At 49.2% G+C, this 12,251-nt stretch carries 12 protein-coding genes; 8 read left to right on the top strand and 4 right to left on the bottom strand.

The window, feature by feature from the left end; genetic code table 11:
* Nucleotides 1-69: 69 nt before the first annotated feature.
* Nucleotides 70-567, top strand: a complete 498-nt coding sequence (locus AC1DIG_RS09180; RefSeq protein ID WP_477767047.1) for an Lrp/AsnC family transcriptional regulator — start codon at nt 70-72, stop codon at nt 565-567.
* Between the two features lie 5 nt (nt 568-572).
* Here AC1DIG_RS09180 and AC1DIG_RS09175 read toward each other — a convergent pair whose 3' ends face one another.
* Nucleotides 573-1,481 (bottom strand): NAD(P)-dependent oxidoreductase, encoded by a 909-nt coding sequence (locus tag AC1DIG_RS09175; RefSeq protein WP_477767046.1) that lies wholly within the window; start codon nt 1,479-1,481, stop codon nt 573-575.
* Nucleotides 1,482-1,726: 245 nt separating this feature from the next.
* Between AC1DIG_RS09175 and AC1DIG_RS09170 the strand changes: the two genes are divergently transcribed.
* The 6 genes from AC1DIG_RS09170 (at nt 1,727) to AC1DIG_RS09145 (ending at nt 8,627) form a co-directional block, all read left to right on the top strand.
* The gene (locus AC1DIG_RS09170) at nt 1,727-2,971 is read left to right on the top strand and encodes a D-amino acid dehydrogenase (protein WP_477767045.1); all 1,245 of its coding nucleotides are present in this window, start codon (nt 1,727-1,729) and stop codon (nt 2,969-2,971) included.
* A gap of 118 nt (nt 2,972-3,089) precedes the next feature.
* Nucleotides 3,090-3,449, top strand: a complete 360-nt coding sequence (locus tag AC1DIG_RS09165) for a tautomerase family protein (RefSeq protein WP_477767044.1) — start codon at nt 3,090-3,092, stop codon at nt 3,447-3,449.
* 127 nt (nt 3,450-3,576) lie between these two features.
* Entirely contained in the window at nt 3,577-4,896 is a 1,320-nt protein-coding gene (locus AC1DIG_RS09160) for an aminotransferase class III-fold pyridoxal phosphate-dependent enzyme (RefSeq protein ID WP_477767043.1), read from the top strand.
* A gap of 51 nt (nt 4,897-4,947) precedes the next feature.
* Nucleotides 4,948-6,423, top strand: a complete 1,476-nt coding sequence (locus AC1DIG_RS09155) for an NAD-dependent succinate-semialdehyde dehydrogenase (protein ID WP_477767042.1) — start codon at nt 4,948-4,950, stop codon at nt 6,421-6,423.
* A gap of 268 nt (nt 6,424-6,691) precedes the next feature.
* Nucleotides 6,692-8,053 carry an aminotransferase class III-fold pyridoxal phosphate-dependent enzyme gene (locus AC1DIG_RS09150; protein WP_477767041.1) on the top strand — a complete coding sequence of 454 codons (1,362 nt, stop codon included), beginning with the start codon at nt 6,692-6,694 and terminating at the stop codon, nt 8,051-8,053.
* Between the two features lie 79 nt (nt 8,054-8,132).
* Complete coding sequence (locus AC1DIG_RS09145) at nt 8,133-8,627, top strand: amino acid kinase family protein (protein WP_477767040.1); 495 nt, start codon at nt 8,133-8,135, stop codon at nt 8,625-8,627.
* Between the two features lie 121 nt (nt 8,628-8,748).
* Here AC1DIG_RS09145 and AC1DIG_RS09140 read toward each other — a convergent pair whose 3' ends face one another.
* A complete protein-coding gene (locus tag AC1DIG_RS09140) occupies nt 8,749-9,786 on the bottom strand; it encodes an ABC transporter substrate-binding protein (RefSeq protein WP_477767039.1) in 1,038 nt (345 codons plus the stop codon).
* Nucleotides 9,787-10,220: 434 nt separating this feature from the next.
* Between AC1DIG_RS09140 and AC1DIG_RS09135 the strand changes: the two genes are divergently transcribed.
* Nucleotides 10,221-10,445, top strand: coding sequence for a hypothetical protein (locus tag AC1DIG_RS09135; protein WP_477767038.1), 225 nt, complete (start codon nt 10,221-10,223; stop codon nt 10,443-10,445).
* Nucleotides 10,446-10,633: 188 nt separating this feature from the next.
* Here the strand turns inward: AC1DIG_RS09135 and AC1DIG_RS09130 are convergent, their stop codons facing one another.
* Together AC1DIG_RS09130 and AC1DIG_RS09125 are read right to left on the bottom strand one after the other, a co-directional pair.
* On the bottom strand, nt 10,634-11,494 hold the full coding sequence (locus tag AC1DIG_RS09130) for a LysR family transcriptional regulator (RefSeq protein ID WP_477767037.1): 861 nt from the start codon (nt 11,492-11,494) through the stop codon (nt 10,634-10,636).
* A gap of 147 nt (nt 11,495-11,641) precedes the next feature.
* Complete coding sequence (locus AC1DIG_RS09125) at nt 11,642-11,986, bottom strand: cupin domain-containing protein (RefSeq protein WP_477767036.1); 345 nt, start codon at nt 11,984-11,986, stop codon at nt 11,642-11,644.
* Between the last annotated feature and the right edge of the window lie 265 nt (nt 11,987-12,251).

Here is a 12,251-nt window from a genome sequence, read left to right as displayed (position 1 = left end):
CATCATAGGCCACAGATGAATGTGCTTTCAGATACTGAGCGAAGCTTCACACGAGAGAGGCAAAGGGAGATGCACGATCAATCCAGGCTCGACCGCATAGATGTTTCCATTCTTGCCCAACTGCAAAAGGACAGCTCGTTGACCAATGCTGCCCTTGCGGAAAAGGTCAACCTCTCGCCGAGCCCTTGCTACATCAGAGTCAAGCGACTTGAAAAAAACGGCTACATCTTGAGATATTCCGCAACATTGAACATTGCAAAAATTACAGGATCGCTGACCATTTATTCTGAAATTGAGCTGGATGAGCATCGTAAAGAGAGCTTTCAGCGCTTCGAAGCAGCTATTTGCAAGTATCACGATCTGCAAGAGTGCCACATGGTGACGGGGCGAATTGACTACGTTTTGAAATTCATCTGCAAAAGCGTGGTGGAATACCAAGCGATTATGGATGAGTTATTACAGAGCAATGCCGGTGTGGCTCGGTTTTTTACGTTTTTTGTTACCAGGACAGTATTTCAAAGAGAGGGTGTGGACTTGCAGGCACTCCTAGAAACTAGGAATGCCTGACTGATTTACCCCTTCGCGTGCTCCGATACCGCCTTCAGAGTGCGCTTCCATAACTCAAGGTACGCCTCTTCGGTCATGTACGCAGCATGGGGGGTCAACGTGACATTTTCCAAGTCGCGCCATGGATCATCAGCACCAATGGGCTCATGCCAGAAAACGTCTAGAGCGGCGTGCCCGACCTGCCCGGATCGCAACTCTTCAGCAAGAGCATCTTGATCGATCAAAGCGGCACGAGCGGTATTAATTACCAACGCTCCCGACTTCAGCAGTCGCAAGCGTGATGCATTGAGAAAACCATATGTGTCCTCGTTAAGGGCCAAATGGAGCGAAACCACCTCGGCCCCGTTGAGCGCCCTATCTAGATCCGGCTCAAAAAAAGATGAATCGACCGGCGAGCGATTCCAAGCCGAAACAACCATACCGAGCGCAGAAGCCATCTCTGCATAGCAACGACCGATCTCTCCGAAACCAATGACTGCAACCTTGCGACCTTTGAGTTGCATGCCTCCGCGTGGCTGCCATACACCGCACTTAATGTCCTTCACCATAGGGCCAATCTTTCGAGCCGCTGCGAAGGTCAAGGCCATAGCATGTTCAGCCACCGCCGTACTGCCATAACCGGGGGTCGTACTCACTGCAATATTTTTGCTCTTTGTCCACTCAAGCGGAATATAGGTACTGGCGCCTGTCCCCATGAACACGATGGCCTTCAGGTTAGGGCAGGCATCCAGTGTTTGCGCATCTATAACAGTGTGCTCAACCAGTAGGATCTGAGCTGCACCACACAACGAAACTATCTCGTTTGAAGTAGGGTCGCCAAAATTTATATAGGTATCCTCAGGAGCTTTTAGCTTTCCCGCATCGAAGAGAGCTTTAAGTTCTGGCGTACAGTCAACAAATACGATTTTATTCATGGTGCATCCTCCAGTATTAGTTAATAGATACTAAGTTGCCGTGGTGCAAAAAAATTACTTTTATGGCGCGAGGAAAAGAAAATTTACAGCGTCGCCGGCAAATTTTCGAATAAAAATAAATTAGCAGGTGCTCATAATCGAATCTAGTTGGGATGTGTTGCGCACGCGTAACAAATAGTCGTGTGAGCCACGACCTAGACGTCACAGGCAAACGGTGGCGAACTCAAAACTCAAAAGGTCTGATTATGAAAGTATTGGTGCTCGGAGCGGGTCTTGCAGGTATTCCGTCGGCCTATTATCTAGCTCAAGACGGTCACGATGTAACGGTCATTGATCGTCAATCATCGGCGGCGATGGAAACAAGCTTTGCGAACGGAAGCCTGCTATGCCAGGGCCATTCGTACCCGTGGGCAAGCCCTGCCGCACCACGAATCATGGTCAAATCATTTTTTCGGAATGACCAAGCCCTGCGCATCGCCCCTAAAGTCGATCCACGAATGTGGTCTTGGCTCATCAAGTTTCTCTGCGAATGCCCACGTGCTCGCGCAGACAAGCATGCGGCCACCCGCTTGCGATTGGCCTCGTATTCTCAAGATGTAATGCGCGAGGTGTTGAATGACACCCAAATTGAGTTCTTCCACACAGACAAAGGGCTTTTGTACGTCTACCGAACTCAACATTCGATGGATGAAGGCTTACGCCAAATGCGCGTCCTGGAACAGGCCGGGTTGAAAATCGAAGTGGTTTCAGGGGCACGCGTAGCAGAGCTAGAACCAGCACTCAAACCTGTAGCCGATAAGCTGGTGGGGGGAGTGTACGTGCCTTCGGACGGGACTGGCGACGCACGTCTGTTCACCTCCGAGCTGGCGCGAGTCTGTGCGGAACGGGGGGTCAAATTCATGTTCAACACACAGGTACTGGGCCTAAACGTTGAGAACAACAAGGTGCACTCCGTGAGCACTTCAAAAGGCGTGATTTCTGCAGACGCCATTGTGGTTGCTATGGGGTCGTACTCGTCGGTTCTGCTGCGCAAATATGGCGTGAAAATCGATGTGTTCCCGGTAAAAGGCTATTCCATGACTGTACCTATTGAACGACCGGAAGAGGCGCCCACGATGGGCGGGCTGGATGAGGACAACCTTTTGGCATTTTCCGTTTTGGGAGATCGCTTACGCCTGACTGCGACAGCTGAATTCACCGGCTATGACATGAGAATTTCGCCAGAGGACTTTCGCTACATGACCCAAGCGGCCAAGGATCTGTTCCCGACTATCGGCGACTACTCCAAGGCTGAGTTGTGGTGTGGTTTGCGCCCTGCTACGCCAGACGGCAATCCGCTATTTGGTGCGACTCAGATCAGTAACGTGTTCCTGAACACCGGACACGGGTCTCAGGGATGGACGATGTCCTGTGGCAGCGGAAAGGTTACCGCCGACCTAGTCGCTGGCCGCAAACCAGATATTGATATGAGCGGAATGATGTATCAGTAAGCGCAGGTCAGACTACTGCATGTCGTAGGAGTTTTTTGTCCATTTATCCTAGGAAAGCTTCGTAGTTCAAGTTTGCCGGGATCTTTAATCTAAAGATGAGTCAACTTGGAGGTTTGCCATGCCATTGGCCCTGATCGAAGTCTGCCGTAAGCGTACAGCTGAAGAAATAGAGCAGCTACTGCAAGCGGTATATGAGGCCCAGCTAAAGGCATTTAATGTGCCAGCGTCAGATCGACAGTTGCGATATGTCGAGCATGATCCTAAGTATTTTTTTACACCTCCGGACAGTTCGGCGAATTTCACTCTTGTAACTATTCAGATGTTTCCTGGGCGAACGGATGTCGCCAAACAAGTGCTGTACCAAGAGATCATCAAGCGTTTCGGTGCTTTGGGCATTCAGGATGTTGATATTTTCATCGGCTTAACTGAGTTGCCGCGTGAGAACTGGTGCATTCGTAATGGCCGCCCAGCGCCATAGAGTCAAAAGTGATAATTCTGGTTTGAACTCGGCAGACGAATTTAAGATCATTACGTCGTCGGGTTCCGCTGTCACTTTATTCTGAATGATCAGTTTTACAATAATAAATTTAGCAGCCGGAGCGATCATGAACGTCCATCTTGGATCAGACATCGTGCAATGCAAGCACAGCCATCTCTTGGCAGTTGGCGAGCTGCCATTTACCCAATGTAATTCCATGCATGATTGGGTATGGGCAGATCGCGTTTTTCTGATCAACCGCGATGGACGGCGTTTTCAGGATTGTTATTCCGGCGATGGATACACGAATCTAGGCTATATCCCTGAATTTGCAGAACTGGAAGTGTCTCTTGAGCACCAGGACGTTCAGGCCTCCAGGTTTTGTAAAACTCTGAGTGACATCACACCGCCTGGGCTGTCCCACGTATTTTTAAGAAAGAGTGCTGATGCGGCTCTGAAAACAGCATTGGTATTGGTCCGAAATTATTTCGTGGCGGTCGGGCTACCACAAAAGACTTATTTTTTAGAATTGGAATTCACGAGAAGGGCGACGATGCGCACTGTGGGCGCCGCAAAGTCAATGCAAGACATTGACCTTGATGTACGCTCGTTATTCCTACCAGCAATACACAGTTACTCACAAACGACAATGCTAAGTGAGGATAAGCACCCTGCTGACTGGCTAAGTCAAGCAATTACCACTGTAAAAAGATTTATTGCATTGAATGGTTCTGATCGGTGTGCCGGTATCATTGTCGAACCTGTCCAGATCTTTGGAGAACTTGAGTCCATACCCCCGGGTTTTTTGGCCCGGCTGCACAGTGAATGCCATCGCCTTAATATCTTACTTGTCGTAAATGAAAAGTTATCCGGTTTTGGTCGGGCCGGCGGCATATTTTTCTGCAGTGACGAAGCTGTTATTCCGGATGTTTTGGTGATCGGTGATGGAATAAGTTCCGGCTACGTGAAAACAGGTGCGGCGTTGCTTGCCGATCGAGTTGGAGTTGCCCTCTCCCGGTCAAATTCGGCGGAAAAAAACTTTGACGATAGCTCGCACCCAAAACCCGCTGATTTTTCGGTGTTAACTGCTGCTCTTGAGCACTATACCGTGGGAGGGGCTTTGGAGGCTGTCGTCGACATCGTCGAGCACTTCCATCTTCGCCTATATGAATTAATGGCCATGCCTTATGTCGGTGATGTTCGTGTTAAGGGTCTGCTCGCAACCGTTACGATAGTAGAGGATAAGTTTCGTAAAGTGCGCTTTGCACATCACGAAAACATCGGTCAAAAAATTCTATTGAATGGCCTTAAGCATGGCATTGTTTTCAAAGTCACTGAAGGGGACGTGTTGGCCTTTGCGCCATCATTTAATTATACCTTCGCCGAAATTGATACCCTGGTTGAGGGTGTTCGGAATGCTATTGCTGCCACGTTTTTTTCTCGATAGTTCGCGCGGGCAATATGTCGTGTGGACGGTAATTGTTGCTTTGGAGGTAAAATGTCTTTTGTAATTGAGAATACCGAGTTGCTGCTCCAGATGAATTTCATCAATGGAGAATGGTGTGATGCTCGAAGTAAAAGCATCCTGCCGGTTATCAACCCGGCTACCGGCGAAGTGTATGCCACAGTACCCGATAGCGACGAGGTCGATGCCAAAGCAGCCGTTGATGCAGCGGCTGAGGCATTCAAGACCTGGAAAAAGGTTCCGGCAAAACAACGAGCTAACATCCTCAAGTGCTGGAATGACCTGATTCTGGCGAACGCGCAGGATCTGGGAAAGATCATTTCCTCCGAGCAAGGCAAGCCGTTGGCAGAAGGTGTTGGCGAAGTCGCTTATGCCGCTAGCTATGTTGAGTGGTTCGCTGAAGAAGCGACTCGCTCCAACGGAGAAATCATCCCTTCTCCGGCCGCAGGGCGCCGGATGGCCGCCTATAAAGAGCCTGTCGGTGTCATCGCGGCGATTACTCCCTGGAACTTTCCGGCAGCGATGATTGCTCGCAAAATTGCTCCAGCATTGGCAGCTGGTTGTACCGTTGTGTGCAAGCCTGCGGCAGAAACGCCGCTGACCTCACTGGCACTGGTGAAGTTGGCCGAACTCGCCGGCGTCCCACCGGGCGTTCTGAATATAGTGGTGACGTCAAAATCCAAGTTAGTGGCTGATGTTTGGCTGGATGACTCAAGAGTTCGTAAGATCACCTTTACCGGATCGACCCCGGTGGGCAAGCACCTGGCCCGAGAATCGGCAGACACTCTTAAAAAATTGTCATTGGAGTTGGGCGGCAATGCTCCCTTCATCGTCTTCGACGACGCAGTGATAAATGACGCAATTGAAGGATTGATGATCGCCAAGTTCCGAAACGGTGGTCAGACCTGTGTGTGCCCTAACCGAATCTATGTGCAGGACGGGGTTTACGACGAGTTCGTTGACAAGCTGACAGCACGAGTTTCAGCTCTGGTCGTCGGCCCCGCCACCAACCCAGCATCGCAGATTGGCCCGATGATCAATGCCAAAGCAATTGAAAAGATTGAAAGTCACGTGACTGACGCTGTAAGCCGTGGCGCCCGGATTGCTACTGGGGGCAAGCGTATTCAATCGGCGGAGTGCCTAAGTGACACCTACTACGCACCTACCGTGTTGGTCGATGTTGATAAAACCTCGAAATGCTTCCTTGAGGAAACATTTGGCCCTGTTGCGCCGATCACGAAATTCACAACAGAGGCAGAAGTTCTGTTGTGGGCCAATGACTCACCGTTCGGATTGGCGTCCTACTTTTACACTACAGATCTGCGCAGAGTCACCCGTGTTTCCGAAGCACTAGAGTGCGGAATCGTTGGCATTAACGAAGGCGCCTTGGCTGCCGAGGCTGCCCCGTTCGGCGGTGTGAAGGACTCTGGTTATGGTCGAGAAGGTTCGACACATGGTCTGGAGGAGTACATGCACATCAAATACACATGCCAAGGCGGGCTAGATTGATCCCGCGCAGTTAATACGCTGGCAATACCGACCACACGGTGAGTGTCGTCGGTATTGCCATTGGTCTCTCAACGACAGCGAAAAGTTGGGCGCCTCGTATATGGAGGGTGCTGCTCGGATTAGGCGACGCCTTCTTTCGCGAAGCCTCTATTTTTATTGGTTTCTTGCCCGCCATGCGAACGGTATGAAGCCGTGCTTTGAAACCTGTGCTCATCATTATTTTTAAGTCGTTAGTCAGCTAAACGACTCGATAGTCTTTGGAGTTTTTATGCACGATGTAGATCGCTTAATGCGCCAGGATCGCCATTGGGTTCACCCTGTAACTGCATTGTTGCAGCATGAAGCTATGGGGCCCTGTATTTGGAAATCTGCGGAAGGTATCCATCTCACTGATATTCATGGCAAGCGGGTTCAGGACGCTTTCTCTGGCTTGTGGTGCGTCAATGCCGGCTATGGGCAACAAACCATCGTGCAGGCAGCTAAAAAACAGCTTGAGACGCTGCCATACGCCACAGGTTATTTTCACTTTGCAAGCGAGCCAGCCATAGAGCTAGCAGCTCGCCTGGCTTCGTTAGCTCCTAAAGGTTTGGATCGGGTCGTATTCGGTCAAGGTGGGTCGGATGCGGTGGATACAGCTATCCGTTTGGTTCGCTACTACTTCAATGCGACTGGCCGACCTGAGAAGAAGCAATTCATAGGATTGCAGCGTGGTTATCACGGCACCTCTTCGAACGGCAGCGGATTGACCGCATTACCGTTGTTCCATCGCTATTTCGATGTGCCCACGGCTGAACAGCATCACATTCCTTCCCCTTACACCTACCGCCATCCAGAAGGCCCTGATGAAAGTCAGGTACTGCGCAGCACGGTCAAGGCCTTGGAGGACAAAGTCGCCGAGATCGGTTCGGAGAAGGTCGCTGCGTTCATCTGCGAACCTATACAAGGCTCGGGTGGAGTGATCGTTCCACCTAAAGGCTTTTTGAAGGCGATTCGTGACACCTGTGATCGGTTAGGTATTTTGTTAATTGTCGATGAAGTGATTACAGGATTCGGGCGTACAGGCCCGATGTTCGCGTGCGAGTCGGAAGGTGTAAGTCCCGATCTGTTGACGCTTGCCAAAGGCTTAACCTCTGGTTATGCCCCGATGGGCGCGACGCTGATTTCCGAGGAGATATATGCCGCTATCGCTCAGGCAGGCAACGATGGAACGGCATTGGGTCATGGGCAAACGTACGCTGGTCATCCCGTAAGCGCAGCAATCGCAAACGCGACGCTCGACCTCTATCTGGAGGGTGGCCTTCTGCAAAATGGGCTGCATGTCGGCGCGTACTTCCAAGAGCAATTGAAGCAACTGGAATCTCTCGCCTGCGTGGGAGAGGTTCGTGGCCGAGGCATGTTGGCGGCACTGGAGTTCGTGGTTGATAAACAGACTAAAGCCAAGCCTCCAACCTCTCTGCAGTTTGGTCAACAAGTCCTCAAGCACGCGTTTGCAGAGGGATTGGTATTTAGGGCCTTCTCTGACGACATCCTCGGATTCGCCCCGTCCTTGAACTACACCGAGGCAGACATCGATGTGCTCATTGATATCTTGAAATACTCCATCGAGAAAGCTGCCACTTACCAGTTGTAAGTGAGCAGAGATTCATTTGTTCTGACCCCTTCGGCACTTGCCAGAAGGGGCTCACTCAACAGATAACAAAGGGGACGATGTGTACGAGGTAGCCGTCTGGGTGATAGACACTCGATCACTGATCCAGAAAGGGAATGCCATCGACGCTGACGGTGTAAGGGCGTGGGCTGAACAAGCAAAATCAAGCTTCGATCAGGGTAAACGGCCCATTCTGGTTTGCGACAGCGCGATATCTGTAGGGCTGGCAAGGATGAAATCATTGCAAGGTCAACGGGCAACAACGCTCTCGTTAGCGGCTATGGCATTTGGTCAAACAGCCATGGGAACTCTTTGGGAAACAATGTTCGCTAAGTCAGGCCAAATCTGCGCGCAGGTGTTGCTCAACCAGGAGGATCTGAAGATCGACCATCGAAAATCCGGTATCAGGGCGACCCTACGAACCTTGCTCGATATGGGAGTGGTACCCATCATTAGCGAAAATGAATTGTCTGCGCTTCCGCCCTCACCTCTCGGGTCAGTCCACTTTTTGGCTGAGGCGATCAACCAAATGATGAGTGTGCGTAGTCATAGCTGACTGTTGATCCGCGACTAGCAGTCGAAGTCCCTCACGCTGAATCTGTCCTGGTGTCAATTATCAAATAGCTGACGCTAGCTAGAAAGGATGACGTACCGAGTATTACCCGGCACGACAAAGGCTAGTTTTTACTCGACCAGGCAATGAAGCGCTCTTCGAGACTTTCGCCATATTCCAACCAGAAATCAACATCAATTTTAAGTGCGTTTTTCATGTTTTCAGGAGCAGTGGGCAGATCTGAGGCCAGAGATTTATCCAGCAAACTTGCTGCTATGTTGTTGGAAGGGCCGTAAGCCATTTTTTCGGTATAGATTTTTTGTTGCTCCGGACGCATTGCAAAATTGATGAACTCATAAGCTGCCGCAAGATTCGGTGTCCCCTTAGGAATTGCCCAATCATCAAATTGGTACAGGTTCTGATTCCAGACGGTCTTCAAATTCACGCCCGATTTTTGAACTGCATGAATTCTTCCGCTGTAGGCTGAGCTCATGACTACGTCGCCCGAGACAAGGTACTGTGGTGGCTGTGCACCGGCTTCCCACCACTGAATAAACGGTTTTAGCTCATCAAGCTTTGCAAATGCACGGTTGACGCCGTCGGGCGTGGACAAAATTTTGTATACGTCAGCCACGGGCACCCCGTCAGCCATGAGTGCAAACTCTAAAGAGCCCCTAGCAGATTTGCGCAGGCTACGCTTACCTGGAAATTTCTTGGTGTCCCAAAAGTCTTTCCAATCTTTGGGAGCTTCTTTGAGTTTATCTGGGTTATAGGCAAGGACGTTCGACCATACAAATATTCCGACACCGCATTCTTGCTGTGAACCTGAGATTAAATCCCCCTTACTGCTGATCTTGCTGTAATCGATTTTTTCGAATAGACCTTCCTCACAACCTCGTGCAAGGTCTGTATCTTCAACGTCTAGGACGTCCCAGTTCACGCTTTTTGTTTCGACCATGGCTTTCAGCTTAGCCATCTCGCCATTCCACTCTCCGGCAACAATGTCGGTTCCAGAATGATCCTTGAACGGTTTGTAGAAGGCGACTTGTTGAGCGTCTTTGCTCGCTCCGCCGTATGAGATAACGGTTATTTTCTCAGCCATTGCTTGGTTCGCTAAAGCGATACTGCCGAGCAGGGAAATTGCAATAATGTTCTTCGACATCTGAACTCTCCATTGATGACAACCATTGTTGTTTTAGGCAGTTGTTAAATCAGGAAAAATTACTGTTCTGCAATGATTTCGATATTAGATGTTCAACGTAAAATAACCGGGCGGTTGTTTTTATAGAGGTTGCTCGGTGATTTCGCTGCTGGGAGGATGTCTGAGATTAATTCAGATATTGTTTTTTAAGTCAGGTATAAATAGTAGAAATTTACGAGTTTCTGATGCTTCTTTTGGTAGGAGTTTTGCCAGGCCTGCGCGCTGATAGACTCTAAAGTGACAGTATCCTGCTAAGCACCTCGCTCTTACTTCGCTCAACGCTCGATGTAGACCAAATAGACAGTTGCTGATGACAGTGCTGATCCGAGCCAGCTCATAGGTATAGTGGTAAGGCACTAAAATCTAGCGATTACAAGTACCCTTGGAGCTTTACAATGAGCGCAATCGACATAAAAGCAGCTTTGAGTACCGCCCGCATTATGATTGCTAACCTAAACGACTGTCCCGACACCGTGCGCTTGGAAAATCACGCTCATGAAATCAAGAGATACGTTTTTGCTCTGCATCACGTGAAGATCATCGATGAACAACAACGAGATTTGTTGATAAATGAAATATTGATAGCTTTCGATAAAAGAGAGCCAAAAATTGGGGTATAACGGGTGCCGTGCCAGTACCTCGCTTTCATAATATAGTTGCTGGTTAGGTATTGCGAGCTCAAACCCGTCACTTCGTGACGAAAAACCGGCCTAGTCAACCTCAAACAAAACAAAACAAAACAAAACAAAACAAAACAAAACAAAACAAAAATCCTCACTCAACTAATAGTCTGAGTACAGATCCCTATTTAGGAGGGCGGCGCCTCCAAAAACTCGTTAAGTACCGCGTCAACTAAATTTTTCAGCAAAGGGCCTCCAGCAACTGGATGCGACCTCAACACGTGACAAACCTGCGAAAGCTTAGGCAGCCCCCCTGCCACCTCAGTCAACCCTTCCGTTATATTCCTGCTACTAAGAAGTGTAACACCGAGCCCATTCAAAACTGCAGCCTTTACCCCATCCCTACTTGGGCACTCAACTATGTTTTCAAGCCTCAACCCAACTTCTTCCAACTTCTGTTTTGCGGCAAGACCATAAAAACTATTCTTATCGAAAGAGACGAAAGGAACACTACCGTTAAACGTCAATGGATGGTTGACCGACTCTACCCAGTGTAAGTCCTCGCACCATAACTCAGTGTCGCCAGGCATTTTTTGATCAACAAAAACTTGCAAAATAGCTAAATCTATTTCAGACGTATTCAGCCATTCATTCAACAGTAGACTCTGAGCTACCCTAATATTCATCGAAGCGAGGGGATTAGAGCGTCGAAAACGTCCGAAGACAGCTGACATTTTGCTATCAATAGCATCTTCGGTCGTTCCTAATCTAATCTCACCAGACAAATCGGAGCGTTTGAAGAACTCAACTGCTTCATCATGTATCGCTACAAGACGATTCGCAAAATTAAGCAACTGCGTACCATCAGCAGTGGGAATTACCCCCTGGGGGCCTTTATACAAAATCGGACGCCCTAGCTTTTCCTCTAGGCGAGAAATTTTATGGCTTACGGCAGACTGGGTTAAGTGAAGCTTTTCTGCAGCCCGAGTGACCCCACCAAGCTCCAGAACCGTTTTGAACGCCCGTAGGGAATCGATATCCAATCGCATCACTAGCACCATGCCACCTTATCGTGAATGCGAAATTTTAATGCAATGAAAGCCATGCGTCACGCTCAACGACGCTTACTAGACACGTCCGTTGACCTGACCACCTCGATGCCGAAGAGCTACGACGACAGTGCTTGGCCACAATAGCTACTTCAGAATGACGTACTGTTTACGCATGGTTTGAGAAACACTCCAAGTTCCGTGTGTATCGGCCTCAAAAAAGAATGTATCACCTACACCGAACTCAAGGGACTCCTCACCATCCGGTGTAAAGCTCCCTGCCCCATTCAAAAAATGCATAACTTCAGCCTCCTTCACCGAACGGCGATAACTACCTGGAGTACATTCGAATACACCTGCATCAACCGACTCACCACCTATTTCTATTTTGGTTCCTGACAGGCTCACAACAGGTGAACCAGGAAGTCCAACTTCCCCCCATGGAGCCAAATTTAGCATGCGGGATGGACCTCCGAGTTTCTGCACTTTCATAGGAGCTCACCTCAAATATTATTATCGATTACAGCCTATCGAACTACGAGCCAGGACTAACCTAAATTCAAATGGAACAAAAGCCAAATAATCACATCTGGATTAGGAGTCCAAGCTCTTGGAAATCACTCAGCCTTGGAAAGCAAGGACTACGCAAATTCGCAGCACCTTTATTATTACGCAAAATAAAGTAAAACAGGCCATGACAAAATTCGATCCAAGCATGACAACATGTCAATTTCCGGCTTCGATGCATTGAGATAGA

It is taken from the genome of Pseudomonas sp. 05N431, assembly GCF_056397005.1.
The sequence above is the reverse complement of the archived record's forward strand: the minus strand, read 5'-3'. Positions and strand labels throughout refer to the sequence as shown.

Bases quoted from the DNA above. Each gene is read 5' to 3' on its own strand.
- AC1DIG_RS09180 (WP_477767047.1), top strand. From the start codon at position 70: ATGCACGATCAATCCAGGCTCGACCGCATAGATGTTTCCATTCTTGCC.
- AC1DIG_RS09175 (WP_477767046.1), bottom strand. From the start codon at position 1,481: ATGAATAAAATCGTATTTGTTGACTGTACGCCAGAACTTAAAGCTCTC.
- AC1DIG_RS09170 (WP_477767045.1), top strand. From the start codon at position 1,727: ATGAAAGTATTGGTGCTCGGAGCGGGTCTTGCAGGTATTCCGTCGGCC.
- AC1DIG_RS09165 (WP_477767044.1), top strand. From the start codon at position 3,090: ATGCCATTGGCCCTGATCGAAGTCTGCCGTAAGCGTACAGCTGAAGAA.
- AC1DIG_RS09160 (WP_477767043.1), top strand. From the start codon at position 3,577: ATGAACGTCCATCTTGGATCAGACATCGTGCAATGCAAGCACAGCCAT.
- AC1DIG_RS09155 (WP_477767042.1), top strand. From the start codon at position 4,948: ATGTCTTTTGTAATTGAGAATACCGAGTTGCTGCTCCAGATGAATTTC.
- AC1DIG_RS09150 (WP_477767041.1), top strand. From the start codon at position 6,692: ATGCACGATGTAGATCGCTTAATGCGCCAGGATCGCCATTGGGTTCAC.
- AC1DIG_RS09140 (WP_477767039.1), bottom strand. From the start codon at position 9,786: ATGTCGAAGAACATTATTGCAATTTCCCTGCTCGGCAGTATCGCTTTA.
- AC1DIG_RS09135 (WP_477767038.1), top strand. From the start codon at position 10,221: ATGAGCGCAATCGACATAAAAGCAGCTTTGAGTACCGCCCGCATTATG.
- AC1DIG_RS09130 (WP_477767037.1), bottom strand. From the start codon at position 11,494: ATGCGATTGGATATCGATTCCCTACGGGCGTTCAAAACGGTTCTGGAG.
- AC1DIG_RS09125 (WP_477767036.1), bottom strand. From the start codon at position 11,986: ATGAAAGTGCAGAAACTCGGAGGTCCATCCCGCATGCTAAATTTGGCT.